General features: G+C 58.9%; 25 protein-coding genes and 1 pseudogene. 9 read left to right on the top strand and 17 right to left on the bottom strand.

What is annotated here, in order from left to right; translation table 11 throughout:
• Nucleotides 1-144 precede the first annotated feature (144 nt).
• The 13 genes from C4J83_RS06040 to C4J83_RS05980 form a co-directional block, all read right to left on the bottom strand.
• Nucleotides 145-651, bottom strand: a complete 507-nt coding sequence (locus C4J83_RS06040) for a phage major tail tube protein (protein WP_124416555.1) — start codon at nt 649-651, stop codon at nt 145-147.
• On the bottom strand, nt 651-1,817 hold the full coding sequence (locus C4J83_RS06035; RefSeq protein WP_124416554.1) for a phage tail sheath protein: 1,167 nt from the start codon (nt 1,815-1,817) through the stop codon (nt 651-653). Before C4J83_RS06035 ends, C4J83_RS06040 begins: the two co-directional genes overlap by 1 nt.
• Nucleotides 1,818-1,819: 2 nt before the next feature.
• Nucleotides 1,820-2,011 (bottom strand): hypothetical protein, encoded by a 192-nt coding sequence (locus C4J83_RS06030; RefSeq protein WP_124416553.1) that lies wholly within the window; start codon nt 2,009-2,011, stop codon nt 1,820-1,822.
• 68 nt (nt 2,012-2,079) lie between these two features.
• On the bottom strand, nt 2,080-2,514 hold the full coding sequence (locus C4J83_RS06025; protein ID WP_064450999.1) for a tail fiber assembly protein: 435 nt from the start codon (nt 2,512-2,514) through the stop codon (nt 2,080-2,082).
• Nucleotide 2,515: 1 nt separating this feature from the next.
• Complete coding sequence (locus C4J83_RS06020; RefSeq protein WP_082895834.1) at nt 2,516-3,973, bottom strand: phage tail protein; 1,458 nt, start codon at nt 3,971-3,973, stop codon at nt 2,516-2,518.
• Entirely contained in the window at nt 3,974-4,603 is a 630-nt protein-coding gene (locus tag C4J83_RS06015; RefSeq protein WP_064450998.1) for a phage tail protein I, read from the bottom strand.
• Nucleotides 4,600-5,595 (bottom strand): baseplate J/gp47 family protein, encoded by a 996-nt coding sequence (locus C4J83_RS06010; protein ID WP_124416552.1) that lies wholly within the window; start codon nt 5,593-5,595, stop codon nt 4,600-4,602. The genes C4J83_RS06015 and C4J83_RS06010 overlap by 4 nt, the downstream gene beginning before the upstream one ends.
• Nucleotides 5,592-5,924, bottom strand: a complete 333-nt coding sequence (locus tag C4J83_RS06005; protein ID WP_124416551.1) for a phage baseplate protein — start codon at nt 5,922-5,924, stop codon at nt 5,592-5,594. The genes C4J83_RS06010 and C4J83_RS06005 overlap by 4 nt, the downstream gene beginning before the upstream one ends.
• Nucleotides 5,925-5,933: 9 nt before the next feature.
• The gene (locus C4J83_RS06000) at nt 5,934-6,545 is read right to left on the bottom strand and encodes a phage baseplate assembly protein V (RefSeq protein WP_124416550.1); all 612 of its coding nucleotides are present in this window, start codon (nt 6,543-6,545) and stop codon (nt 5,934-5,936) included.
• Nucleotides 6,546-6,548: 3 nt separating this feature from the next.
• The gene (locus tag C4J83_RS05995) at nt 6,549-7,064 is read right to left on the bottom strand and encodes a hypothetical protein (RefSeq protein ID WP_119738635.1); all 516 of its coding nucleotides are present in this window, start codon (nt 7,062-7,064) and stop codon (nt 6,549-6,551) included.
• 23 nt (nt 7,065-7,087) lie between these two features.
• The gene (locus C4J83_RS05990; RefSeq protein ID WP_106577252.1) at nt 7,088-7,426 is read right to left on the bottom strand and encodes a phage holin family protein; all 339 of its coding nucleotides are present in this window, start codon (nt 7,424-7,426) and stop codon (nt 7,088-7,090) included.
• Nucleotides 7,427-7,714: 288 nt separating this feature from the next.
• Nucleotides 7,715-8,044, bottom strand: coding sequence for a hypothetical protein (locus C4J83_RS05985; protein WP_124416549.1), 330 nt, complete (start codon nt 8,042-8,044; stop codon nt 7,715-7,717).
• Entirely contained in the window at nt 8,023-8,757 is a 735-nt protein-coding gene (locus tag C4J83_RS05980; protein WP_119738633.1) for a LexA family transcriptional regulator, read from the bottom strand. The genes C4J83_RS05985 and C4J83_RS05980 overlap by 22 nt, the downstream gene beginning before the upstream one ends.
• 310 nt (nt 8,758-9,067) lie before the next feature.
• Between C4J83_RS05980 and C4J83_RS31040 the strand changes: the two are divergent.
• The 5 genes and pseudogenes from C4J83_RS31040 to fdxA all read left to right on the top strand — a co-directional run.
• Nucleotides 9,068-9,757 (top strand): annotated as a pseudogene (locus tag C4J83_RS31040) (methyl-accepting chemotaxis protein); the annotation flags it as partial.
• Nucleotides 9,758-9,811: 54 nt separating this feature from the next.
• Nucleotides 9,812-10,690: a methyl-accepting chemotaxis protein gene (locus C4J83_RS31035; protein WP_372239322.1), complete on the top strand. Its 879-nt coding sequence runs from the start codon at nt 9,812-9,814 to the stop codon at nt 10,688-10,690.
• A 775-nt stretch (nt 10,691-11,465) separates the two neighbouring features.
• Entirely contained in the window at nt 11,466-11,747 is a 282-nt protein-coding gene (locus C4J83_RS05970) for a DUF3077 domain-containing protein (protein ID WP_119738629.1), read from the top strand.
• Nucleotides 11,748-12,122: 375 nt separating this feature from the next.
• Nucleotides 12,123-14,714 (top strand): DNA mismatch repair protein MutS, encoded by a 2,592-nt coding sequence (gene mutS / locus C4J83_RS05965; RefSeq protein WP_124416547.1) that lies wholly within the window; start codon nt 12,123-12,125, stop codon nt 14,712-14,714.
• Between the two features lie 142 nt (nt 14,715-14,856).
• Nucleotides 14,857-15,180, top strand: a complete 324-nt coding sequence (gene fdxA / locus C4J83_RS05960) for a ferredoxin FdxA (RefSeq protein ID WP_003208688.1) — start codon at nt 14,857-14,859, stop codon at nt 15,178-15,180.
• A 498-nt stretch (nt 15,181-15,678) separates the two neighbouring features.
• Here fdxA and apbC read toward each other — a convergent pair whose 3' ends face one another.
• Nucleotides 15,679-16,773 carry an iron-sulfur cluster carrier protein ApbC gene (gene apbC, locus C4J83_RS05955; protein WP_124416546.1) on the bottom strand — a complete coding sequence of 365 codons (1,095 nt, stop codon included), beginning with the start codon at nt 16,771-16,773 and terminating at the stop codon, nt 15,679-15,681.
• Nucleotides 16,774-16,945: 172 nt separating this feature from the next.
• Here apbC and metG point away from each other — a divergent pair, with 172 nt between their 5' ends.
• From metG to C4J83_RS05935, 4 genes are all read left to right on the top strand, one after another.
• Nucleotides 16,946-18,997, top strand: a complete 2,052-nt coding sequence (gene metG / locus C4J83_RS05950) for a methionine--tRNA ligase (RefSeq protein WP_124416545.1) — start codon at nt 16,946-16,948, stop codon at nt 18,995-18,997.
• 240 nt (nt 18,998-19,237) lie between these two features.
• A complete protein-coding gene (gene rsxB / locus C4J83_RS05945; RefSeq protein WP_124416544.1) occupies nt 19,238-20,401 on the top strand; it encodes an electron transport complex subunit RsxB in 1,164 nt (387 codons plus the stop codon).
• 98 nt (nt 20,402-20,499) lie between these two features.
• Nucleotides 20,500-21,138: an endonuclease III gene (gene nth, locus C4J83_RS05940; protein ID WP_106577263.1), complete on the top strand. Its 639-nt coding sequence runs from the start codon at nt 20,500-20,502 to the stop codon at nt 21,136-21,138.
• Nucleotides 21,139-21,245: 107 nt separating this feature from the next.
• Nucleotides 21,246-21,428: a PA3496 family putative envelope integrity protein gene (locus C4J83_RS05935; RefSeq protein WP_106577264.1), complete on the top strand. Its 183-nt coding sequence runs from the start codon at nt 21,246-21,248 to the stop codon at nt 21,426-21,428.
• 69 nt (nt 21,429-21,497) lie between these two features.
• Here C4J83_RS05935 and C4J83_RS05930 read toward each other — a convergent pair whose 3' ends face one another.
• The 3 genes from C4J83_RS05930 to C4J83_RS05920 all read right to left on the bottom strand — a co-directional run bounded on the left by C4J83_RS05930 (nt 21,498) and on the right by C4J83_RS05920 (nt 25,017).
• Nucleotides 21,498-22,130 (bottom strand): response regulator transcription factor, encoded by a 633-nt coding sequence (locus C4J83_RS05930; RefSeq protein WP_106577265.1) that lies wholly within the window; start codon nt 22,128-22,130, stop codon nt 21,498-21,500.
• 631 nt (nt 22,131-22,761) lie between these two features.
• Nucleotides 22,762-23,979 carry an argininosuccinate synthase gene (locus tag C4J83_RS05925; RefSeq protein WP_017738284.1) on the bottom strand — a complete coding sequence of 406 codons (1,218 nt, stop codon included), beginning with the start codon at nt 23,977-23,979 and terminating at the stop codon, nt 22,762-22,764.
• 129 nt (nt 23,980-24,108) lie between these two features.
• On the bottom strand, nt 24,109-25,017 hold the full coding sequence (locus C4J83_RS05920; protein WP_106577266.1) for a flagellar protein MotY: 909 nt from the start codon (nt 25,015-25,017) through the stop codon (nt 24,109-24,111).
• Between the last annotated feature and the right edge of the window lie 104 nt (nt 25,018-25,121).

Below are 25,121 nucleotides of genomic sequence, written 5' to 3'. Positions count from 1 at the left end.
AGATCTAAAGCTGAGCGCGGTCAATGTGGGAGCTGGCTTGCCTGCGATGGCATCAACTCGGTACACCAGGTACACCGAGTCGCCTGCATCGCGGGCAAGCCCGGCTCCCACATTGACGGTGCCCATTTCAAAGCACGGTCGCCCTTAAGGCATGAGTACCGCTCGGCGCGCATCGCCAAGAATATCGACGCCGTTGAGCACAAATTTCTGGGTGCGCACGTCGATGTCGATCACCGAGATGCCATTTTCCAGACGGTTGTAGGTGCGGCAGGACAATTCCAGGGTGGTGGTGACCTTCTCGCCCATCTTCAGCTTCGCCTCGACCAGAGATTTGAGCTTGCCGCCGACCGTGTGGTAGGTGAAGTAGGTCTTGCCGTCCTGGTCTTGCCCGGCTTCACGCACGTTGAGCAAGATGTCGTCACCTAGGCGCACGCCCAGGGCCAACATGATTTCCGGCCCCGCACCTTGCAGTACCAGCGTGGCACCGAGCACCTTGCCGCTCTTGGCCATTTCTTCGGCAATAAAGCGCCCGCCGGACATGGGCTCCATCTCGAATTCAATCTTCGGCGGATCGAACTCTTCCACCGTCGCGGACAACGGCAGGCCTTGAAGGGTGGCCGCAATGGCCTGTCTTACACGGTTGGTAAACATTAGAGAACGTCCTCCAGGAACTGCTCGATGATTTCGTCGCGAGCATTGAGTTGATAAATCATGTGTTCATTCGGCGCATAGCGGCCGTAGTCGATGACGATGAACCAGGTGCCGTTCTTGTACTTCTCGACACTGTTCAATTCCGGGTGCAGGTACACGCTGCCGCCTGGGATGGTTTCGTCGGCGACCAGGGTTTGCAGCCAGTCGTTGATGCGCTTGACCTCCTGGTCCATGAAGGACTTGGTGAGGTTCTTGGCCATGGCTTTCTGGCCGGCCTTGACCAGCTTGCGGCTGATCGCATCTTCCAGGCCCACGTAGCTGATGAACTTGCCAGTGATGGAGCGGTTACCCAGCAGCGAGAAACCGCCGAGGATGGTGCGTGCGTAGTAGCTCACGCCGTAGCGGTTGAGCAGGTCGCCTTCGGTGGAGGTGTCGAGGATGTTGTACTCGACCACGCGGGAAACGTCCTCGGCGAACGTCACCTGGTTACCTGGGCTTTCCCACTGCTTGACCTTGGCCAGCGCGGCGATGGCCAGCGAGGATGGCGACAGGAACACGTTTTTCTTCGCCGCCTTGGAATACACCGACGGCATGTTGTGCACCAGCAGGCAACGGTCGAAACCGAGGTCGGCACCGCCCAGTTCGCCGCTGTAAGTCACTTGGTCAGCGACAGACGCATCCTTGCCATCCAGCACCACACGCGCCTTGATGCGCTTGCCGAAGGAGGCGAACTCACCCGCCACAGCCTTGGTGCCGGTGAAACCCGGGGCGCCGATGATGGTCAGGTCTTCAGGGACGCTGCTCAAGGCCGCCAGGCCCAGCTTGCGGCCGGTGGTCGGCTCGTTGCCGCCGATCACATTGTTGATCGTATCGGTCGGGGTTGCGCCCTCCTCCACGATGACCACATAGACCGGCACCTTCACCACTTTGAGGATTTGGTACACCGCCTGAAACAACGTGCCCGACTCGGCGCCGGTCGGGTCCAGCAGCGCCTGGGTGGTGAAGCTGTTGATGCGGAACGGCGCGTTTTTAGGGATCGACGCGTGGGCATTCGGCGCAGTGCCAATCAGGCCGATGACGTTATCGCCAAGGCCACCCATGGCCTCCGGGGATTCAGTGGCATTCACGGTGATGCCGTTGTGCTCGAAGTTCAAAACCTCAGCCATGGTTAGTCAGCCTTCTTGGGGGTGGAGTTGAGGACGCTGGTCAGTTCCAGGCGGCCAGCGGTGCGTAGAGCGGATGCTTCGACGTCGAGCAGTTCCAGCTCCTCGCCGACGGTGGACCAATGGCCACCTCCGGTGGGGAATGGGATGAGGACGGTGTAGGTTTGGCGGTTGGCCATAGGTGGATCTCCGGGCATAAAAAAAACCGCAGCGCGGTTTTTTGTTGGGGGAATAGAAAGGAAATTGCCCTGTTAGCACAGGGCGCTTATTGGCTCTGAGTTAAAAACCAAATGGGGCCGAACGGACGGTGGTCAAACAATGGAAAGTGCTCACTTTCCGGCCAGGAGCGCAGCAGACGTCGGTACGTCTGGAGTTCGTTATATTGCTCGGTCGACAAGGTGCTTTTCAAACCGGCCTCCAACTCATCGCGATGCCGTGCTATCACGCCATCGGTTTCTTTAAGCTGTGTATCACGCCAGGCACGCTCATTGATTTCCTGGACCTCGATAGAGGCCGCGAGTTGATCAACAAGAATGGGATACCCAGCGCTATCCGCGGCAATTCGTTTTTGCTTGGACTGCCCTTCAAAAAGCTCAGCGTAAGCATTGACTGAGATTTCAACGGCGCCCTCAGGCACCTCAGAACCTCGCTCGGCCAGCACATCAAAGCCGAGTGTCTTTTCATAAAAATAGATATTCATCTCACTTCCCCCAAACCCGAATGCGCCCCATGATTCCAGGCGCGACTGAAGGGCCGGCCTGCGTCACGTTTCTTACACGAGCAGCAGCAGTCGACAAAGTGCTTGCAGGTGCATCAAACGCCCAAACAGTCACCGTGCTGAGTCCCCAGCCGCTTGGATTTGCCTCGTTGGCGATACCACCGAGAACCGCCGTCGGAAACTGAATCGGCAGTGACACAAGCATGACCCCATTAGCATCAGAGCCTCCGGTGACCCACTGCTCGATCAGACCATTGGGATGTTTTATGTAACCGGAAGCAGCCAAAAGCGCCGTACCGCTGCCACCGAAAGACAACCAGCCCGTTCCCGTGTTAACAAACTCGGACGAAACACCCGCCACCAACTTTATTGATGGGCTTCCGAATACGTCGCTGTTGGAACCACCAAACTGTGAATTAGGCGTAGTCACCGTGATGTAGGCGGCACTCGCGGCTGCCTGGATAATCAACCTAGCGCCTGCAGGGTGAAGAAGCGGATCCGGCAGCGCTAGCACGATGCCCGTTGTCAGCCCTCTGATGTAAAATCCGATGTCCATGGCTGTTAGCGCAGCACTCTGCGAGTAGTCCACATACCCGCGCATGCTGCCCATGGCGGACAGAGGTGTGAAACCTTGAGTAATGTTCTGAAAAACCAGCGCCGTGGCCCCCAGGACAATCACTCCATCCGTGACCAGCTGCCAAATCGTATCGCCAAGCGTCGCACCCTGCTCAACCGACACCGTCATCGCCGATGTCACCTTAGCGTTGGAGTCAGCATCTTTAGCCCGAACCCACGCCGCATTTGACACAACATAAAGCCCGTTGTCTTTCGCAGCAGTCTGGTTTTTGACGAGAACCCGATCACCCGCAACTACGGCAACACCATCAATGGTTTGTGCCGCACTCAGGGAGATATTTGCCGTGGTCGCCACGCGCACCGATTGTTTCGCATCCAGCTTGGCCAACTCATCCGCCACATAACCGGTCACCCAAGCCCGCGTCGCCTTGACCACCGTGTCATCAATCAACAACGTCACCAGCGACGCATTACTGGTCTCGAAAATCGAGCGGATATAAAACTCTTTTCCCGAACCGGACGTCGCCAACACCGGCTTGAACGACTCCGGGTATTTAACGATAGCGTACAGAACCCCGGTGTCCGTCCAAAGCCCGGCTTCGCGTACGTACCAGCCGCCAACCTCGGGTGGAATCGTCACCTCAGCCAGCAACCAGCTCGGGTTTTTCTCATCCTGAAACAGCGCATTCAACGTCCCGCGCCATACTTCTCGCTTTAGCGCTTTTGCAGTGGCGTCGGGGTTGTAGACCGCGCCATTGCCATCACCGACCGAAATCTGCGCGAGTTTGATCGGTACGCCGGCAGCCTTGCAGGCAGTTTCATAAGCAATCCCTGCATTGGTTAGCAGGGTATAAAAATCGGCCATTTAGGACCCCTGTGGATAAATAGTGGCGGTTTCGACGGTGTAATGCCCGGCAGCCATAAAGGCCATGCCAGACACTTCGAGTCCCGCGATAACAATGGGATAAATAGTGGTCAGCTCACCGCAGACAGTCGCAACACCAATGGAATGGCTGCCAAAGGCGCTCAAACCCACCGTGACAGTGAAAACATCGCGCTCGCTTTTGGCTTCCGCCAGGCGCCGGTCCAGTCGTGCATCGATTTCTTCGCTGTAAGGCAGCTCGGAGAAAGCCCTGATCGCAAAGCTGTATGGTTTGCCCTGCGGTGACTGTTCGTACCAGGCCCGCACTTCGGGGATCAGTTGCAGACCTTTGGCCGCGTTCTCAAGCGCTTTACGCGTGCCCGCCTGCCGAGCTGTTGGCCAAGCAAGTTTTACGGTCGCGCGCTTTTCAGCCTCGACGGCGGTAGCGCTCCACTCGTTCACGCCTCGGTCAGCCGCCAGATACGGCAAAAACTCGGCAGGTGTTTGCGTCGGGTCCATCAACTCGGGAAAAGGCAGGGTGATTCGCTCAAGTAATTGGCCGAAGCCTTGATCCAACGCCTTTTCCAGCGGCGAACTATTGGCCGGCAACAAACTCACTTTAGGCTCACTCATAGCGTATGCACCTCCACTTCAACCCCCGTGCAATACGGCGCCTGAAATGCGGTGCAGATGATCGGCGCCAGGGGTTCGAGGATTTGCAGTTGCGCAGCCCCCGCACTGTGAATCGCATAGTCAATCCAGCTCGGGTCCACCCGCCCTTCCAGGCGATGACAGGACTGTGCGTAGTCCTGCAGCAGTTTCTGCGCGGCGACTTGCGTCAGCCCCGAATCCGGGCCGGCGTTGATCTTTGCGACCACGCGGATTTTGTAAGGCAAAATTTGCGCGCCTTGTACGCTGACCAGATCGGTCTCCGGTCGTACATCCGGCCGTGCGAAATGGCGACGCACGCCGTCCAGCAAATCGGCGGATGGTGTTCCGTCGGCTTCCCGCGAAAGCACAGTGACCATGACTTCGCCGGGGGCAGTGCGTCGGCCGTTGCCATCCTTGATCTGTGCCGCATAACCGTCCGGGTCAAAGGTGTAGCTGACGGTCACCACGCCCGGCGTCGCGCTCTGCACTTTCAGCGACGGCCGCTCGCCCAGCGTGAACACCTCACGGCGGTACTGCATGCGCGAGCCCGCCGCCGGCGCATGCGGCGCCAGGTAATAACGCAGGCGAGCGTCGTCGTCGCTTTCCAATGTTGGCGGCACAGGCGGGAAAGCCGCCGGGTCGCCGGGGTCGAGCACTTGGCGTTCCAGGCCCATGTCGGCCAAGCGTGCATCCAGGTTGCTGCCGGTGGCCCACCACGCCAGCATCTGCTTGATGCGTGCATTGTATTTGCGCTCGTGGGTTTGCAGCCTTACGCAAAAGGCTTCCAGGGCCAGGGTCAGCAACTCGCTCTCGTTGTCGAGGCTGACCTTGAGTTTGGCCGCGCTTTGCGGTGCTCGGGCGGCGACGTAATCAACGACAAACGCCTTGAATTCGGCCAGCAACGGCTCGAACTCATCCACCGCGATGATGGCCGGTTCCGCCAGTTGGTTCTGGCCGGGGATCAGCATGCTCATGTCACGACCTCAAAGGTTTGTTGGCGGTTTTTCCAGGTGCCGGCGAAACGCAAGAGCAGGCCGGCGCCTTGGCGGGTGGCGACGATGACCTGGGGTTGAAAGTCGCCGATGCCGTTCTGGGTGTTGTAGAACGCTTGCGCGGCGTGGCTTTGGGCGAGGATCAGCAGGTCATCGCCGAGGTTTTGGCCGAGCAGCTGCGGGATCTGCGAGCCGTACAGCGGGCGTTTTTGGCGAGTGCCCACGGGGGTGGTCAGCGCTCGGGTGGCGCGCTGCACGAATTGCAGCCAGTCATCAACGGCTGCGCCGGTGTTCCTGTCGATTCCGATCATGCGGTGTCCTTATCGGGGGCTGATGACGCGGCCTTGGTGGTCCACTACGGGGCCGCTGAAGTGTGCGCCGCCGGCATCGAGCAACAGGCGGGTGCCGCCGATTTGCAGGGTGATGCCCTGGGCGCTCATGGTCAGGCTGGCGGCGCCGACCTTGACGTCGACCTGCTCGCGGGAGCCGGTAAAGGTGGTGGGGCCGTTGACCCAGTTGAACGTGTGGCTGGCGTCGTCGTAATCGCTTTGAGTGCCGTCCTGATGGCGGCGCCGGGTCAAGCTGGCAACGCTGGAGACCGGCGGAAACTGACTAGTGTTCAGGCCGAACAAGGCCACAGACTGGCCGCCGCCTTCGCCGCCGCCGTAGTTGAGCAACAGGCATTGTTCGCCCACGGACGGAATGCGCGTTTCAGTCTGTGCACCGGCGCTAGGGTTGAAAAAACGGATGGCCGGCGTGAGCAACTCACCGTGGCTGACCTTGCAGGTATTGCTGGCGGCGTCGACCTCCTGACACACGCCAATGCGGCAGAAGCTTTCGGCACGCCGGTAAAGGTCTTCAAGTTGGGTTTCCATTTCCACCAGGCGCTCTACGATCGGCCCCAGTTGCATGCGTAACAGCGCGTCGAACATGGGCTACTCCGCCAGTGGTTTGTATTGATCGGGGTCGTTGATGTTCGAGACTTCCCAGGTGCGAGCGAACAGCGGTTGGCCTGTGGGATCGGTGAGTAATACAGGTCCCAAGTAAAGGGTTTGGGTGAAGGAAACGGTCCAGGTGTCGTAGTCCGTTTCCGCCGTGGTGCGCACAGACGGCGCGGCGACGATATTCATCGGCAAATCACACTGTGACTGCGGCAGGTTCCAGCGGTTATCCAGCACCAGGTCCATCAGTTGGCTGGCCAGGTCGCAGGCATCAAATGGCAATGCCCCGGGCGCAACCATGGCCTTGAGCGAAAGGGTCAACGCGTGAGCCTTGCGCCCTTCTCGGGAGCGAATGCCGGGGCCATTGCCCTCGACCGTGATCAATACGCCGGTGTTATCCCCGGTGCCGTTAAGGTCCTGGTGATTGCCGATCTTCAGGTCCGGGAAGGCCGCTTGCAGCGCCTCGCCAATGGCGAGGGGCAGTTGAGAGGGCTTTTCGATGAGCATCATTTTAAGTAGCGTCCTTGCAACAGTTACTGCGGGTCCTGACGGGAGTTTTCGTTGATTCCGATGCGCTTGGCCGCCCACCGCTCATACAGGCCGATGGCTACATCGGCACCGGCCATGGCAGTCAGGCAACCGATGGCGCCGGCTGTCCAGATCGACATGCCGGCGGCGTAGCACAGCATCAGCGCTGAAACGCCGCACACCATGCAGGCCCCGGAGCGCAGGGCCAGACGGCGGATCAGCGACCAACCCCGTGCGCCCTCTTTGTCGGCGCGCCACATTTCACCGGATACCCCGCCGATCACTGCCAATACGATGACCAGCCAGATAGGCATTTCCGCTAACGCTTGCTGTTCATTTGTCATGTCACGCCTCCTGGCTGAGCAATAGATAGTCCGTTTTTCATTTACAAATGCTTCGATAGGTAGGCATTCCAAAAAGCCCGGTCGCCCGGGCTTTTCAGTAATGCGGTCCAGATTCGGTCTTTCGGCGCTACTGGCGCGGTACGGACCTTTCCTCAATGTTTTTCCGACCACGATCCCTGTCTGCCGGATAACTGCTTCTGGTGCTTTACGCTGCACACCCGGGTCAGTTGCCAACCCTCTGAACCGTTATTAGGCCGGTTCATCGCTGCCTGTTTTGAAAAGTTGAAACTAAAGAGCGTCGGCATCCTTGCCGGTGTTGCCTGGCATCCCTGCCATCGCTTCGATGGCGTCCTTGCCCATGTTGCGTGCCGTCCTTGGCACCTTCCTTGGCAGCATCCTTGCCGCCTCCACCACCTTGTTGGCTGGCTTGAGACGAAGAATATGCATGTATGCATATACAGTCAATGCACAAATGCATTTATTTTTGCCATGGAAATGCATGCGTGCATTCGCGGCCTTGCGGGCAAAGGGCTTGGTGGTTTTCTGCAGGCGAAAAAAAGCCCGCGCAATGGCGGGCGTTGTCTTACGTAAGGAGGTTAACGGGCGTACATGCCCCACCAGAACACATGACCGAGGATGCTGATCTGCTCATCCTGGATATCCTGGAAACTGTAGTCCTCGTCCGGGTGTTCATCGCGATTGAAGCTGCGCAGGCGAATCCCGGTAGGCAGACGGTAGAGCTGTTTCACCCGCAACTGGCCATTGTGGTTGATGGCATACAAATCGCCATCGACGATATCGCCAATGCCACTCTTGCCTGCGTTCACCCCGACCGTGGCGCCGTCGCGCAGCACCGGCAACATACTGTTGCCGCGCACCGTCACACACTTGGCCTGATCGAACTGCACCCCGTTATGGCGCAGGCTGCGCTTGCCGAACCGCAGGCTGGCCTTCTCGCTTTCCTCGATGACGAATCTTCCTGATCCAGCAGCCAATTCAACCTCGCGCAGAAAGGGGATCGACACCTCGTCATCATTAACGGGCGTGTCGTCGTCCCACAGGCTTATGTCCTTGAGTTCCGAATGCATCGGGTCGCGCCCGTCATCGCGCAAAGCCCCCGCCGCCGCGCGCCCGCGCAGGTGGTCGGTGCTGACGCGAAAGTACTCGGCGATGCGCGAGATGTGCTTGTCCGACGGGTCAACGATCTTGCCGCTGAGGATCCGCGAGAGTGTGGATTGAGGCACGCCGGTACGCCGGTGAAGCTCCGTGGGGGAGATCCGGTCGCGGTCCAGCAGTTCTCTTAAGACGATAGAAACGTTGCGTTTTTGCATAACGCGGATAGTGCCGGGAGTTTTAGGGGTTGGCAAATGCTAATTTGCATAATTTATGCAAATCAGAAAGCGACAGCCAAAAGGAGTCATTCATCTGATCTTCAAACAAGAGGTATTTATACGGAGAACGACAATCGAGAAATTATGAGGCACCGGCGGTCGGACTCGTCTCAAGCACCGCTCTGGAAGGCCGATACCACAGGTGTTAATTTGCGCGGCTCCGGCCACGAACCGGAACCGCAGACAGGGATGTTTGGACGTCTTTCACGCCCAACCAGGCGTGCCTAATTTCTGTCATGAGTATCATCCGATGCTGCAAAGATCCCTAAGAACCCAAATTCTCGCGCTGCTGAGCGGCAGCCTGTTGGCGATGTTGCTGATTGCTTTGGCATGCTTTCATTTCCTGTCCAGCGGGGTGCAAAACTACGCCAACCTAATCGAAGGTCCGCTGCACACGTCGCAATTGATCGACGAGGCCAACCTGCAATTCAAGGTGCAGGTGCAGGAATGGAAAAACGTATTGCTACGGGGAAAGCAGCCGGCAGACCTGGATAAATACTGGAAGCAATTCGAAGAACGTCAGCGCGACGTACAGGGGATTCTCGGCGAACTGGCTAACCAGAAAGGCCTGGACGGCCAACTCAAGGCCCGCATCGAACGCCTGCGTGACGAACACCGTCAGCTGGGAAGCGCTTACCAGAAAGGTCGCGATGCCTATATCGCCGCGGGTGCAGACCCCACTGCTGGCGACGCCGCCGTTAAAGGCGTCGACCGTGCTACCAGCGACCAGATGAGCGAACTTGTCGGCGAACTGCGCAAACAGGGCGCCGAGCAATCGACGCTGATCAGCGCTGCTGCAAAACGCACGGTGATGCTGGGGATTATCGTAATGCTCACCTCGGGTCTGTTGATCGGCCTGTTGAGCCTGTGGCTCATCAACCGCAACTTGGTTGACCCCATCCGCAAGCTGATCGACTACGTGGCGCAACTGAGCCAAGGCAAACTGACCGAACGCGTGGTCAGTAGCCGTGAAGACGAGTTGGGCAAACTGGCCATGGCCGCCAACACCTTGCGCGACTTTCTCGCCGAAACCTTCAACCGCTTGCAGCGCAGCGCCAAGGATCTGGACAGCGCAAGTGGCGAGTTAAACGCCATCGCCGGTCTCATGGCCAGCGGTACCAACGAGCAGTTCAACCGTACCGATCAGGTGGCTACGGCGATGAACGAAATGTCCGCCACCGCCCAGGAAGTGGCTCGTCACGCAGCCGATGCCGCACGCGCTGCCGATGATGCCGACCAATCCGCGCAGCAGGGCGAAAAAGTCATGCGGGGCACCATTCACACCATCACCCAAATGCGTGGCGAGATCGCCAACACAGCCACGGTGATCCGTCGCCTGGAAACCGACAGTGGCCGCATCGGCAAGGTGCTGGAAGTGATACACGGCATCGCCGAACAGACTAATTTGCTGGCGCTGAACGCGGCGATCGAAGCGGCCCGCGCCGGTGAAGCCGGACGCGGTTTTGCGGTCGTGGCCGACGAAGTGCGAAGCCTGGCCCAGCGCACAGCGGCGTCGATCATCGAAATCAACCAGATCATCCAAACGGTGCAAACCGGCGCGGTGGACGCGGCTCAGGCGATTGAAAGTGGCCAGTCGCGCAGTGAAGAAAGTGTCGCGCAAGTGAATGAGGCCGGCGCCATGCTGGAGCGCATCACCCATGCCGTGGAAGCCATTCGCGACATGAACCGCCAGATTGCCACCGCCGCCGAAGAGCAAACCTCGGTGGCGGAAGACATCTCGCGCAACCTCACCGAAATCACCACGATTGCCAGTACCAACCTGGACAGCATGCAGCGCACCGAAGCGGCAAGCCGCAACCTTCACGGGTTGTCAGGGCAGTTGAATGAAGTGACGGCACGCCTGAGTGCTTAGCCGGACCGTTAGCCGTTAGATCGGCTTCGGGCTGAGCAGACATGTTGGAAGACCGAGCCCCGTATTTAGTCATAGCCTTACACGGGGCAATGCTCAGACCAAAGACTCTCAGCATTTGCGTGACCTTGCGGCGGTGATACCTAATCGACGAAACGTAGGCTTTTTTTGCGGGCACGCTGGACAGCTTTTTTGCCAGGCACTTTTGGCAGCAACTGCGTTAGATCCGATAATTGCGTCTCCGCTTTTTCGAGCGCGTTGATTGAGTAGCGCTGCCAAACCTTTTCAACTGGCCACAGGTCAGGTTCAGTCGACCTCTCGCGACGGGCATCTTTTGTCCGTTTCCACTTGATCAGTCGATTGATCGGTAGTGGCCTAAAGCTGCTTTCACCTTTAAGCCACTGACCAGGGCTCTTATCTTCAGGTGATCATTGGCGGGGCGTATCCCCCCGCATGGGCCCGCTGGCAAATGGCAAAGCAAAGAGGCCCCCCTTTTCCCAGTTGCACCCACCCCAGCACCACGCTACCCTCCTTCCCGTCGCTGCCAATTCAGCGATCGGGCCTGAGAACCCGGCAAGATGCAGGCGCACCAAGCGCCCCCAAACCCGATTTGCAGGCGTTTTTTTTCGCCTCACAATTCGTGCAATGGCGGCTGTGCGTGGGAGACCTTCGGGTCTGCCGGGTTCCTGTATCTCCGGTTTCTCAGCCTGCGCACAGCTGCCACCCATTCGCCTGAGAACGAACGTGGTAGCTCTCCACTGATATGGGAGTTTTACCGATGACCGCTACAGATCCGTCTGCGTTAACCACCCTCGGCGTCACCCCCTTCTCCTTTCATTCCGACCAACCGCTATTCCGTGTAAACAGCGGTGTTTCCCTGCACGAAGCCTTGCACCATGCCTCCGACCTCCTCCATGTCGCCAAGCAGCTCGCAGAAGATGCGGCGATGACCAGGGAGACGGACCGTTACGCCTGGGCGTCGCATTACTTGCAGGAGATGGTGAAAGCGGTGGTTGATGATGCAGTGAAGGTGTTGGATTCGCCCGGCAACATTCAGTAAGGGGCAACCGTAAAAAAGGGCGGTGCTTTATATAAAGGCGCCGCCCTTTTTTGTGTTTTACCTGGCCGTTTGCGACCTGCGAAGGGCCGACTTCACGTGTTAACCTTGCGCCCATCGCAACAAATGCTGGGCCAAGCGCCCAATGCCGTTTAGTTAAGCGCCCCCGATTGGGCACGATGTTGAGCTTTCGATCTTCAGCGATGCAGGGGCTGCGGCCTGCAGGTACAGCGCGGCGATCCCTTCGCAGCCTCGCTAAGGCTCGACAGCTCCCACATTCGGCCTGCGTCGTTTGGAAGCCTGCGCTGCGCAACTGATCGACACTGGACCACGCGCGCCCTTTGCCCCATCACTTTCAACGAATTTGCCTACTATCCAATGAGTAAAAACACCGCCGATCTGTCCTCCCACACGCCGATGATGCAGCAGTACTGGCGTCTGAAAAACCAGCACCCTGATCAGTTGATGTTCTATCGCATGGGCGACTTCTACGAGATCTTCTACGAAGACGCGAAGAAGGCCGCCAAGTTGCTGGACATCACCTTGACCGCGCGCGGGCAGTCGGCGGGGCAGTCGATTCCGATGTGTGGGATTCCTTACCATTCGTTGGAAGGCTACTTGGTCAAGCTGGTGAAGCTGGGCGAGTCGGTGGTGATCTGTGAGCAGATCGGCGACCCGGCGACCAGCAAAGGGCCGGTGGAACGTCAGGTGGTGCGCATTATCACGCCGGGCACGGTGAGTGATGAGGCGTTGCTGGACGAGCGTCGTGACAACCTGATCGCGGCGGTGTTGGGCGATGAGCGGTTGTTCGGCCTGTCGGTGCTGGACATCACCAGCGGCAATTTCAGCGTGCTGGAGATCAAGGGCTGGGAGAATCTGCTGGCGGAGCTTGAGCGCATCAACCCGGTGGAGTTGTTGATTCCGGATGATTGGCCGAAGGACTTGCCGGCAGAAAAGCGTCGTGGGACCAAGCGTCGTGCGCCGTGGGATTTTGAGCGTGATTCGGCGCTGAAAAGTCTGTGCCAACAGTTCTCGGTGCAAGACCTCAAAGGCTTCGGCTGCGAAACCCTGACCCTGGCCATCGGCGCCGCCGGTTGCCTGCTCGGTTATGCCAAGGAAACCCAGCGCACCGCCCTGCCGCATTTGCGCAGCCTGCGCCACGAGCGCCTGGACGATACCGTGGTGCTCGATGGCGCCAGCCGGCGCAACCTGGAGCTGGACACCAACCTGGCCGGTGGCCGCGATAACACGCTGCAATCGGTGGTGGACCGTTGCCAGACCGCCATGGGCAGCCGCTTGCTGACCCGCTGGCTGAACCGTCCGCTGCGCGACCTGAGCGTGCTGCAAGCGCGCCAAACCTCTATTACCTGCCTGCTGGATGGCTATCGCTTTGAAAAGCTGCAGCCGCAGCTGAAGGAAATCGGCGATATCGAGCGCATCCTGGCGCGGATTGGCCTGCGTAATGCGCGGCCGCGTGACTTGGCGCGTCTGCGCGATGCCTTGAGCGCCCTGCCGCAGCTGCAAGTGGCGATGACCGAGCTGGACACTGCGCACTTGCAACAACTGGCCGTGACCGCCGGCACATACCCGGACCTCGCGGCGCTGCTGGAAAAAGCCATTATCGACAACCCGCCGGCCATCATCCGTGACGGCGGCGTGCTGAAAACCGGTTACGACACCGAGCTGGATGAACTGCAATCGCTGAGCGAAAACGCCGGGCAATTCCTGATTGATCTGGAAGCCCGCGAAAAGGCCCGCACCGGCCTGGCCAATTTGAAGGTCGGTTACAACCGCGTGCACGGCTACTTTATTGAGTTGCCGAGCAAGCAGGCCGAGTCGGCGCCGATCGACTATCAGCGTCGTCAAACCCTTAAAGGTGCCGAGCGTTTCATTACGCCGGAGCTGAAAGAGTTTGAAGACAAGGCGCTGTCGGCCAAAAGTCGCGCTCTGGCGCGCGAGAAAATGCTCTATGAAGCGCTGCTCGAAGACTTGATCAGCCGCCTGGCGCCGCTGCAGGACACCGCCGCGGCCCTGGCGGAGCTGGATGTGTTGAGCAACCTGGCCGAGCGCGCGCTGAACCTTGATTTGAACTGCCCGCGGTTTGTCAGCGAGCCGTGCATGCGTATCGTGCAGGGTCGTCACCCGGTGGTTGAGCAGGTGTTGACCACGCCGTTCGTCGCCAACGACCTGTCGCTGGATGACGACACCCGCATGCTGGTGATCACCGGTCCGAACATGGGCGGTAAATCCACCTACATGCGCCAGACCGCGTTGATCGTGCTGCTGGCGCATATCGGCAGTTTTGTACCGGCAGCCAGTTGCGAGCTGTCGCTGGTCGACCGCATTTTCACGCGGATCGGTTCCAGCGATGACCTGGCCGGTGGCCGTTCGACCTTTATGGTGGAAATGAGCGAAACCGCCAACATCCTCCACAACGCGACCGAGCGCAGTTTGGTGCTGATGGACGAAGTCGGCCGCGGCACCAGCACCTTCGACGGGCTGTCGCTGGCCTGGGCGGCGGCCGAGCGATTGGCGCATCTGCGCGCCTATACCCTGTTCGCCACGCACTATTTCGAGCTGACCGTGCTGCCGGAAAGCGAGCCGCTGGTGGCCAACGTGCATCTCAATGCCACTGAGCACAACGAACGTATCGTGTTTCTGCACCACGTGCTGCCAGGGCCGGCGAGCCAGAGTTACGGCCTGGCCGTGGCGCAATTGGCCGGTGTACCGGGCGATGTGATCACCCGCGCTCGCGAGCACCTCAGCCGCCTGGAAACCACGGCCTTGCCCCATGAAACCGTGGTGGCAAGCCCGAAAAAAGCCAGCAGCAAACCCGCTGCGCCACACCAGAGCGACATGTTCGCCAGCCTGCCTCACCCTGTCCTGGATGAGTTGGCCAAGCTGGACCTGGACGACATGACGCCGCGCAAAGCGCTGGGAATGCTCTATGCACTAAAGACACGGGTCTAACGCAGACGCTTGCAAGCTGATAGAATCTCGCGCGGTTTGGGATGCTGCGGGCTTTTAGCCTGGCCTGCAGACTATCGCTCCCGAACCTCGCGAGCCCCACCACAAGGGGTTTCGCTGCCGCCGCCTGAGGAGAGAATTAGAAATGACCTTCGTCGTTACCGACAACTGCATCAAGTGCAAGTACACCGACTGCGTCGAAGTGTGTCCGGTGGACTGCTTCTACGAAGGCCCGAACTTCCTGGTTATCCATCCGGATGAGTGCATCGACTGCGCCCTGTGTGAACCAGAATGCCCGGCCGTCGCTATTTTCTCCGAGGACGAAGTCCCGGCAGAGATGCAGGAATTCATTCAGTTGAACGTCGAATTGGCGGAAATCTGGCCCAATATCACCGAACGCAAGGATCCGATGCCGGATGCAGCGGAGTGGGATGGCAAAAAAGGCAAGATTGCAGACCTCGAGCGCTAAAGCGCCGCCGCCCAATAAAAAAGGCCCCTTGCGGGCCTTTTTGCGTTTCTGCAGTGCAGGTTTCACTTTTCTGCAGGCAAAAAAAAGGGGCGGTATGACCCGCCCACATTTTTTCCCTAGTCCCTGTATTCCTTTTTCATCATCCTGATGAATCGCATCCTGCGACGTTCCTTCAACCATCGTTCCTTGATGGCTGTGTCAATCCGTGGACACAGGGCTGATCTTAGAGAGTTCCAAGGGAAGTTCAACGGGATCCAACGGCTGGGCTGAAGAGCTTCATCGCTAAAACAACAATAAATAATTGTTATATTTCAACAAGATAGAAAATTCTCTCTCCATTTCGAGATGTCCACGTCCGGTAAAAAACCCAAACACTTACGAAAAAGTAAGTGAATGCTTACACGCGCCAATGCGTAAAAGCGCAACAGCGCCCGGTTGACCTTCCTGCGGACAAGAAAAAGCCCCGACACTGTCGAGGCTTCTTTTCCTTCAGGCTGATCAGTCGTCGCTGACCGTAATCGTCGGCATTGCCGGCGCAGCCGCTTCCTGCAGGACGATGCGCGCGCCTACATGACGGGCCAACTCCTGATAGATCATAGCGATCTGCCCGTCGGGCTCAGCCGCCACGGTCGGCTTGCCGCCATCCGCCTGTTCACGAATCTCCATCGCCAGCGGCAATGAAGCCAGCACTTCAACGCCGTATTGCGTGGCCAGCTTCTCACCGCCGCCTTCGCCGAACAGGTGCTCGGCATGCCCGCAATTGGAGCAGATGTGCACCGCCATGTTTTCCACGACGCCCAGCACCGGGATGTTGACCTTGCGGAACATCTCGACGCCTTTTCTCGCATCAAGCAGCGCCAGATCCTGGGGCGTGGTCACGATCACCGAGCCGGCCACCGGGACTTTCTGCGCCAGGGTCAGCTGAATGTCGCCGGTGCCTGGCGGCATGTCGATCACCAGGTAATCCAGGTCGCCCCAGGCGGTCTGAGTGACCAATTGCAGCAAGGCGCCGGACACCATCGGCCCGCGCCACACCATCGGCGTGTTGTCATCGGTGAGGAAGGCCATGGACATGACCTCGACGCCCAGCGATTCAATCGGCACGAACCACTTCTGATCCTTGACCTTGGGACGGGTGCCTTCGGCGATACCAAACATCACGCCTTGGCTTGGGCCATAAATGTCGGCGTCGAGAATGCCAACGCGGGCCCCTTCGCGGGCCAGCGCCAGTGCAAGGTTGGCGGCCGTGGTGGATTTGCCCACGCCGCCCTTGCCGGATGCCACGGCGACCACGTTCTTGACGTTGGCCAAACCCGGAATCTGCGCCTGGGCCTTGTGCGCGGCGATCACGCACTGGATGTCGACCTTGGCCGAACGCACACCGTCGAGACCCTCGATGGCCATTTGCAGCATCTGCGCCCAACCGCTCTTGAACAGGCCGGCGGCATAACCCAGCTCCATCTGGACCGAGACCTGGTCGCCCTGGACGTCGATGGTGCGTACACAGCCGGCGCTGACCGGGTCCTGGTTCAAATAGGGGTCGGTGTATTGGCGAAGAACGGCTTCCACCGCTGCGCGATTGACGGCGCTCATGGGCTACTCCCGAAAAAAGACTGACTGAAACAGGCGGCTATCCTAACCGTTCCAGCCGCCAAGCGGCATGCTTTCGCGCCCCGGGAGGATTCAGAAACAGCGCCACGGGGTGAAATATATTTCCCGGCGCTTTATAGTGGCCGACCTCCGTTTCATCAAGTAGCCGAGCCCCATGTCCGAGCCACGCAAGATCCTCGTCACCAGCGCCCTGCCCTATGCCAATGGTTCTATCCATCTTGGCCATATGCTTGAGTACATCCAGACCGATATGTGGGTGCGCTTCCAGAAGCATCGCGGCAATCAATGCATTTATGTCTGCGCAGACGACGCCCACGGATCGGCCATCATGTTGCGCGCCGAAAAGGAAGGGATCACCCCGGAACAACTGATCGCCAATGTGCAGGCTGAACACAGCGCCGACTTTGCCGAGTTCCTGGTTGATTTCGACAATTTCCACTCGACCCACTCCGATGAAAACCGCGAGCTGTCGAGCCTGATCTACACGCGCTTGCGCGACGCCGGGCACATTGCCACGCGTTCGATCACGCAATATTTCGACCCGGAAAAGAAAATGTTCCTGGCCGACCGCTTCATCAAGGGCACCTGCCCGAAATGCGGCACTGAAGACCAGTACGGCGACAACTGCGAGAAGTGCGGTGCCACTTATGCACCGACTGACCTGAAGAACCCGCGCTCGGCCATCTCTGGCGCCATTCCGGTGCTCAAGGATTCCCAGCACTTCTTCTTCAAGCTCCCGGACTTCCAGCAGATGCTGCAAACCTGGACGCGCAGCGGCACCCTGCAAGACGCCGTGGCCAACAAGATCGCCGAATGGCTGGATGCCGGCCTGCAACAGTGGGACATCTCCCGCGATGCGCCGTACTTCGGTTTCGAAATCCCGGACGAGCCAGGCAAGTACTTCTATGTGTGGCTGGACGCGCCGATCGGTTACATGGCCAGCTTCAAGAACCTGTGCGACCGCACGCCGGAGCTGGACTTCGATGCGTTCTGGGCCAAGGATTCCACCGCCGAGCTGTACCACTTCATCGGCAAGGACATCGTCAACTTCCACGCCCTGTTCTGGCCGGCGATGCTTGAAGGGTCGGGCTACCGCAAGCCAACCGGCATCGCCGTGCACGGCTACCTGACGGTCAACGGCCAGAAAATGTCCAAGTCCCGTGGCACCTTTATCAAGGCGCGCACCTACCTGGACCACTTGTCGCCGGAATACCTGCGCTACTACTACGCCTCCAAGCTGGGCCGTGGCGTCGACGACCTCGACCTGAACCTGGAAGACTTCGTACAGAAGGTCAACTCGGACCTGGTGGGCAAAGTCGTCAACATCGCCAGCCGTTGCGCCGGGTTTATCCACAAGGGTAATGGCGGTTTGTTGGTGGCCGAGAACGCCGCACCGGAACTGACCGAGGCCTTCCTGGCCGCCGCGCCAAGCATTGCCGACGCCTATGAAGCGCGCGACTTCGCCCGCGCCATGCGCGAAATCATGGGCCTGGCCGACCGTGCCAACGCGTGGATCGCCGACAAGGCGCCGTGGTCGCTGAACAAGCAGGAAGGCAAGCAAGCTGAAGTCCAGGCGATCTGCGCCACGGGCGTCAACCTGTTCCGCCAGTTGGTGATCTTCCTCAAGCCGGTGTTGCCATTGCTGGCCGCCGACGCCGAGGCGTTCCTCAACATCGCGCCGCTGACCTGGAATGACCACGCTACCTTGCTCAGCAACCATCAATTGAACGAGTTCAAGCCGCTGATGACCCGTATCGACCCCGTCAAGGTGCAGGCGATGACCGATGCTTCGAAAGAAGACCTGGTCGCCAGCCAGACCGACACCGGCGAATCGGCACCGGCCGGCAACGGCGAGTTGGCCAAAGACCCGCTCTCCCCGGAAATCGACTTCGACGCTTTTGCCGCCGTTGACCTGCGCGTTGCGCTGATCATCAAGGCCGAAGCCGTGGAAGGTGCCGACAAGCTGTTGCGCCTGACGCTGGACATCGGTGATGAGCGACGCAACGTATTCTCCGGAATCAAGAGCGCTTACCCGGACCCCTCCAAGCTCGATGGTCGTCTGACCATGATGATTGCCAACCTCAAGCCACGGAAAATGAAGTTCGGTATTTCCGAAGGCATGGTGATGGCGGCGGGCCCTGGCGGTGAAGAGATCTACCTGTTGAGCCCCGACAGCGGTGCCAAACCGGGTCAACGGATCAAGTAAAACGATGTGGCAAGCAGCGTTGTTGTGGCGAGCGGGCTTGCCCCGCGTTGGGGCGCGTAGCGGCCCCTGAACCAAACACCCGGTTCTACCTTTGGAAACCGGGTGGCCTTGGTGGGGCCGCTTCGCAGCCCAACGCGGGGCAAGCCCGCTCGCCACAACAGCCCGGCTCGCCATAGAAAAGCCGCCCGGGCTCACCCCTACAGGCCCTGTTTGTCTAACCGGCATGCCAATGATCACCCCATGACTCTGATCCAACGTATCGACGCGCTGCTGCCGCAGACCCAATGCGGCAAATGCGGGCACCCGGGCTGCAAGCCTTACGCCGAGGGCATTGCTCAGGGCGAGGCGATCAACAAGTGCCCGCCCGGTGGGCAGGAAACCATTGCGGGCCTTGCGCAGTTGCTGCGCGTGCCGGTGCTGGAACTGGACACCAGCCGAGGCGAGGCTCCCGCTCAGGTCGCCTATATTCGCGAGGCCGAGTGCATCGGCTGCACCAAATGCATCCAGGCTTGCCCGGTGGATGCGATTGTCGGCGCCGCCAAGTTGATGCACACCGTGATCATTGATGAGTGCACCGGTTGCGACCTGTGTGTGGCGCCCTGCCCTGTCGATTGCATTGAGATGCGCCCAGCGACGAGCGTGCTGCCGATTGTCGGCGGCCTGGCTGCCAATGATCAGCAGCGCCATGCGCGTGCCCTCAAGCGCGACCGGGCGCGGCGGCGCTATGAGCAACGCAACGCGCGGCTGCAACGCGAAGATGCACATAAACTCGCCGAGCGCCTGGCGCGAGCCAAACGCCCGATACCCAGTGTGCCTGTGCACACCGACAGTGCTCAGGTAGCCCAGGATGCAGCGGTCAAGAAAGCCAAAATCACCGTGGCAATGAGTCGTGCCCAGTTGCACAAATCCTTAAAGGCATTCGGTCATCCGCCGACGTTTGAGCAACAGTCGCAGCTGATCGTCCTGCAGCAGCAGTTCGAAGCGGCAGAGCAGGCGCTCAGCGCACTGGAGGCGAACTGTCCGCCTCCACCGCCGACCGCCAAAGACCCTGAACTCAAGCGCGCGAAAATCCAGCTGGCGATGCGCCGCGCCGAATTGAAGAAGGCCCAGGACCGCAATGCTGACGAGCAGCAATTGGCAACCTTGAGTGCCGCGCTGGCCACCGCGGAGCAAACCCTGCATGACGCCGAGGCTGTCAGGGAGCAGCCAAGACCTGAGTTGCAGCGTGTGGAAAAACGCCCCATCGACACTCAGCTGCGCCAGCTGAAAACCGCCTTGGCGTACGCGCGCGCGGACGCCAGCAGGTTGCTACGCCAGCCGCAAACCACCGCGGATGAGCTCAAAGCCGCACAACACACGCTCGAGCAAGCGCAGCGCCAAGTGGACGCGCACACCGGCGATTGATCCGCGACAGTCGCTGCCGGGCAGAGTGGCGATGGTTTATCCTGCAACGCCTGCACTTTTGAAACTACGACGACAGCCTGCAAGGAAATACCCGCCCCATGAACGCCGCAAAACGCCTGGAAATTTTCCGCAGGTTTCACGAAGACAATCCGGAGCCCAAAACCGAACTGGCCTACTCGTCGCCATTCGAGTTGCTGATTGCGGTGATTCTGTCGGCCCAATCCACGGACGTTGGCGTCAACAAGGCCACCGCCAAGCTATACCCGGTGGCCAATACGCCAGAGGCTATTTATGCACTGGGTGTGGACGGGTTGTCGGAGTACATCAAGACCATCGGTTTGTACAACAGCAAGGCCAAGAATGTCATCGAGACCTGCCGCCTGCTCGTCGAGCTGCATGGCAGCGAGGTGCCCCAAACTCGCGAAGCCCTTGAAGCGCTGCCGGGTGTGGGTCGCAAGACGGCCAATGTGGTGCTCAACACTGCGTTTCGGCAACTGACCATGGCAGTGGACACGCATATTTTTCGTGTCAGCAACCGAACCGGCATCGCTCGCGGCAAAAACGTCGTTGAGGTGGAAAAACAGCTGATGAAGTTCGTGCCCAAGCCCTATCTTCTCGACTCCCACCATTGGTTGATCCTTCATGGACGTTACGTTTGCCAGGCCCGCAAGCCTCGCTGCGGCAGCTGCCGGATCGAAGACCTGTGTGAATACAAGGACAAGACGTCCGACGATTGAGCAATCATTGGTTTTCTCGATCAGTCGATTGAAAAAATCTTTTTTACCCGTTCATGGATTATCGTTATAAGGAGCGCCAATGGCAGTCTTAGCCTGGAGTGAACCTTATGAGCACTGGCAAAGAACAACTGGATGTAGAAGACGACCTCGTTGCAGAGTCGGATGACGATGGGGACGCACCTGTTGCAGAGGTGGCCAAGACCAATTTGAGCAAACGCCGCACTATCGATAACCTTCTGGAAGAGCGACGCTTGCAAAAACAACTGGCCGATTACGATTTCGACCTCTGATCAGCCCGTTCACGACCGGAAGCCTCCCTGATGGAGGCTTTTTTTTGCCGACTATTTCTGCGCCCCGCCCTAGACCAGGCCGTTGCGTTGAGCCAGCTCGATCAGGTCCACAAGGGACCGGGCATTGAGCTTGAGCAACAGGCGAGTCTTGTAGGTACTGACGGTCTTGTTGCTCAGGAACATGCCGTCGGCGATTTCCTTGTTGGTTTTGCCACGGGCCAACTGCTGCAGCACCATCATTTCGCGCCCCGACAAGCGCTCGACCATGTCCGCCTCGCTGGCGTTGCCCATGGTTGAACGCACGGAATTGAGCGCCTGGTTGGGGAAATAGCTGTAGCCGGAGAGCACGGCCTTTATCGCGCTCAGCAATTCGGTCAAATCCTGCTGTTTGCACACGTAGCCCGCCGCTCCCGCCTGCATGCAGCGCATCGAAAAATGCCCGGGCGCCTGGGACGTCAGCACCAACACCTTGAAAGGCGCGGGCTGCTTGGCAGACGCCAGGCGGCAAATAACTTCCAGCCCATCGAGTTTGGGAATCCCGATATCCAGTATGACAATGTCCGGTACATGTTCCCGTGCAAGTTGCAACGCATCGACACCGTTATCAGTCTCGGCAACGACTTCATAACCATGACGCTCCATTAGCATGCGCACAGCAAGACGAATGACGGGATGATCATCCACGATCAGCACTTTATTCATGAGAAAGTCCAATTTCGCTGTTCGAATTATTTAGAGCAAGCACAATAGCGTAGTCGTTTCCTAGTTGGCATAGCATTACCCCCCAAGCAACAGCAAGCAGAGACCCACCCCACAGCGATATAGGAATTAACCTACAAAAAAACATTAACTCGGACAGTTTGGGCTTTATGGCGCCTTTCAGAACTTTCCGGGGGCTGACATGTTTTGAGTGAAATAACCGCCGCGCAAGGGGTTCAGGGTAAACGTGCCGCACAGGACTTTCAGGAAATACCCATTGCTCATCACCCACAAGCGAATGAGCAGACGCAAAAAAACCGCCTGCATTAGTTCCTTTGAACATATTCATTTACACCCCTGCTTCCTACAGAACTTTCCATGCCTTACATACCTTTCTTACTTGTGTAGTGAATTTTCTGTAGGACATAGTTCCTAGTCAGGTGTTAAAAATTCATTCAACAACGCAAAACATGAATTCGAACTGAAAAATAAACCCATCAACTTTCCTGACCGACAAAAACTTAAACATCCCCCTGAGTTTTTAAACATTGTGTTCGGTTCAACCCCCGCGACTTAATCGGCAGGCAAAAAAAATGGCCCCTTAACAGGGGCCATTTCTAACAACGCAGATCACTCAGAACAGCTTGCGACCCTTGTTGGCAGCAATGCGCATGCGCAGTGCGTTCAACTTGATGAAGCCTGCAGCATCCGCCTGGTTGTAGGCGCCGCCGTCTTCTTCGAAGGTAGCAATGTTGGCGTCGAACAGCGACTCATCGGACTTGCGGCCGGTGACGATCACGTTGCCCTTGTACAGCTTCAGGCGGACAACGCCGTTCACGTGGGCCTGGGAGGCGTCGATCATCTGTTGCAGCATCAGACGCTCAGGGCTCCACCAGTAGCCGGTATAGATCAGGCTGGCGTACTTGGGCATCAGCTCGTCTTTGAGGTGAGCCACTTCACGGTCCAGGGTGATGGACTCGATGGCGCGGTGAGCGCGCAGCATGATGGTGCCGCCTGGGGTTTCGTAGCAACCACGGGACTTCATGCCCACGTAACGGTTCTCGACGATGTCGAGACGGCCGATACCGTGTTCGCCACCGATACGGTTCAGGGTCGCCAGCACGGTGGCCGGGGTCATTTCGACGCCGTCCAGCGCGACGATGTCGCCGTTGCGGTAGGTCAGTTCCAGGTACTGTGGCTTGTCAGGAGCGTTCTCCGGGGAGACGGTCCATTTCCACATGTCTTCTTCGTGCTCGGTCCAGGTGTCTTCCAGCACGCCGCCTTCATAGGAGATGTGCAGCAGGTTGGCGTCCATCGAGTACGGGGACTTCTTCTTGCCGTGACGCTCGATCGGGATCGCGTGCTTTTCTGCGTAATCCATCAGCTTTTCACGGGACAAAAGGTCCCACTCACGCCACGGAGCAATCACTTTCACGCCTGGTTTGAGCGCGTAGGCGCCCAGTTCGAAGCGCACCTGATCGTTGCCCTTGCCGGTCGCGCCATGGGAAATGGCGTCGGCGCCGGTTTCGTTGGCAATTTCGATCAGGCGTTTGGCGATCAGCGGACGTGCGATGGAAGTACCCAGCAGGTACTCGCCTTCGTAGACGGTGTTGGCGCGAAACATCGGGAAGACGAAATCGCGGACGAATTCTTCGCGCAGGTCGTCAATGTAGATCTCTTTCACGCCCATGGCTTGCGCCTTGGCACGTGCAGGTTCGACCTCTTCGCCCTGACCCAGGTCAGCGGTGAAGGTCACCACTTCACAGTTATAAGTATCCTGCAGCCACTTGAGGATCACCGAAGTGTCCAGGCCGCCGGAATACGCGAGAACGACCTTGTTTACGTCGGCCATGCCATCACTCCACGGGGTTGTACGGAAAGGCGTCGATTCTACCGACCAAAACCGTGAATTTACAGAGGCGCGACAGCAAATGAAGATAAAGCGACAGATTATGTCGAGCGGGCGACCGAGGGTCGCACCTTAAGACGTGTGTGCCGGGTTGCTCGGTGCAGTGGCCTGCGGCGCCGGTTTCTCGGGGGCTGCCACGCGTTCCAGCTGGATATTCACGCGGCGATTGCGCGCCCGGTTGGCGGCATTGGTGTTGGGCGCCAGTGGGTAGCTCTCGCCGTAAAACCGCATGGAAATCTGCGATTCCGGGATGCCATTGGCCTTTAAGTAGTCCGTGACCGCCAACGCCCGGCGGCGCGAGACATCACGGTTGGTCAGGCGATTTCCGCTGTTGTCCGAATGGCCGTTCAACTCGACATGGTTGACGGTAGGATCGGCTTTCATGAACGCCACAATCACGTCCAGCTTCTTCTTCGCGGCCGCGTCCAGTTCAATGCCGCCACCGGGAAAGCCGACTTCGGTCTGTTTGACCTGGTCGTAATTCATCGGCAACAGCTTGGTGGTGCACAATTGGTAGTCGTTGTAGGCCTTGTTGAACTTGACCGGCAACAGACGGATTTCCGAGTAGCCGCCTTCGCGCCCGTAATGCCGCACGGTCGGGCTACGTCCTTCCAGCAAACCGGTGAACAGCCGCCCGGCCTGAGCTTGGGAGCTGTTGAACAACACCTCGCCACTGCCTGCACGCACGGCGCCAAGGTTGATGTCCCCGCGGCCCGGCTGCCAGGGCGCAGCGGCGGCCAACAAGGTCGCCGAGCCCGCACCCAGCGCGCCGTTGTAGGCTTTCAGACGAAACGTCGCCTGCTCGCCGGCCCGGCGCACGAACTCACCCGAGCCGAAATCGGTGATCGGTTGGGTCAAGCGGCATTCGAACTGGTCGCCTTCCACCTTCCACTCAATATTCTCCAGACGTGTCTGGAACGTGAGGGCCATCGCAGGCAGGCTGGCGAACACACTGAGCAGGGCTAGATAATGCTGGCGCACGGGAGGCTCCACTGGTTTCTACAACACTTCAAAGCGTCATACGTCGTTAAGGCATACCCAGGGATATCGGTAGCGTCCTGCAAAACTTGATAGCGAGTGCCTGC

Source organism: Pseudomonas sp. LBUM920, assembly GCF_003852315.1.
Classification (GTDB): Bacteria; Pseudomonadota; Gammaproteobacteria; order Pseudomonadales; family Pseudomonadaceae; genus Aquipseudomonas.
Note: the sequence above shows the minus strand (reverse complement) of the source record. Positions and strands in the feature narration are given on the sequence as shown.

Excerpts from the sequence above, each read along its gene's own strand:
- C4J83_RS06040 (WP_124416555.1), bottom strand. The coding sequence starts at position 651 with ATGTTTACCAACCGTGTAAGACAGGCCATTGCGGCCACCCTTCAAGGC.
- C4J83_RS06035 (WP_124416554.1), bottom strand. The coding sequence starts at position 1,817 with ATGGCTGAGGTTTTGAACTTCGAGCACAACGGCATCACCGTGAATGCC.
- C4J83_RS06030 (WP_124416553.1), bottom strand. The coding sequence starts at position 2,011 with ATGCCCGGAGATCCACCTATGGCCAACCGCCAAACCTACACCGTCCTC.
- C4J83_RS06025 (WP_064450999.1), bottom strand. The coding sequence starts at position 2,514 with ATGAATATCTATTTTTATGAAAAGACACTCGGCTTTGATGTGCTGGCC.
- C4J83_RS06020 (WP_082895834.1), bottom strand. The coding sequence starts at position 3,973 with ATGGCCGATTTTTATACCCTGCTAACCAATGCAGGGATTGCTTATGAA.
- C4J83_RS06015 (WP_064450998.1), bottom strand. The coding sequence starts at position 4,603 with ATGAGTGAGCCTAAAGTGAGTTTGTTGCCGGCCAATAGTTCGCCGCTG.
- C4J83_RS06010 (WP_124416552.1), bottom strand. The coding sequence starts at position 5,595 with ATGAGCATGCTGATCCCCGGCCAGAACCAACTGGCGGAACCGGCCATC.
- C4J83_RS06005 (WP_124416551.1), bottom strand. The coding sequence starts at position 5,924 with ATGATCGGAATCGACAGGAACACCGGCGCAGCCGTTGATGACTGGCTG.
- C4J83_RS06000 (WP_124416550.1), bottom strand. The coding sequence starts at position 6,545 with ATGTTCGACGCGCTGTTACGCATGCAACTGGGGCCGATCGTAGAGCGC.
- C4J83_RS05995 (WP_119738635.1), bottom strand. The coding sequence starts at position 7,064 with ATGATGCTCATCGAAAAGCCCTCTCAACTGCCCCTCGCCATTGGCGAG.
- C4J83_RS05990 (WP_106577252.1), bottom strand. The coding sequence starts at position 7,426 with ATGACAAATGAACAGCAAGCGTTAGCGGAAATGCCTATCTGGCTGGTC.
- C4J83_RS05980 (WP_119738633.1), bottom strand. The coding sequence starts at position 8,757 with ATGCAAAAACGCAACGTTTCTATCGTCTTAAGAGAACTGCTGGACCGC.
- C4J83_RS31035 (WP_372239322.1), top strand. The coding sequence starts at position 9,812 with ATGGCCGCCAACACCTTGCGCGACTTTCTCGCCGAAACCTTCAACCGC.
- C4J83_RS05970 (WP_119738629.1), top strand. The coding sequence starts at position 11,466 with ATGACCGCTACAGATCCGTCTGCGTTAACCACCCTCGGCGTCACCCCC.
- mutS (WP_124416547.1), top strand. The coding sequence starts at position 12,123 with ATGAGTAAAAACACCGCCGATCTGTCCTCCCACACGCCGATGATGCAG.
- fdxA (WP_003208688.1), top strand. The coding sequence starts at position 14,857 with ATGACCTTCGTCGTTACCGACAACTGCATCAAGTGCAAGTACACCGAC.
- apbC (WP_124416546.1), bottom strand. The coding sequence starts at position 16,773 with ATGAGCGCCGTCAATCGCGCAGCGGTGGAAGCCGTTCTTCGCCAATAC.
- metG (WP_124416545.1), top strand. The coding sequence starts at position 16,946 with ATGTCCGAGCCACGCAAGATCCTCGTCACCAGCGCCCTGCCCTATGCC.
- rsxB (WP_124416544.1), top strand. The coding sequence starts at position 19,238 with ATGACTCTGATCCAACGTATCGACGCGCTGCTGCCGCAGACCCAATGC.
- nth (WP_106577263.1), top strand. The coding sequence starts at position 20,500 with ATGAACGCCGCAAAACGCCTGGAAATTTTCCGCAGGTTTCACGAAGAC.
- C4J83_RS05935 (WP_106577264.1), top strand. The coding sequence starts at position 21,246 with ATGAGCACTGGCAAAGAACAACTGGATGTAGAAGACGACCTCGTTGCA.
- C4J83_RS05930 (WP_106577265.1), bottom strand. The coding sequence starts at position 22,130 with ATGAATAAAGTGCTGATCGTGGATGATCATCCCGTCATTCGTCTTGCT.
- C4J83_RS05925 (WP_017738284.1), bottom strand. The coding sequence starts at position 23,979 with ATGGCCGACGTAAACAAGGTCGTTCTCGCGTATTCCGGCGGCCTGGAC.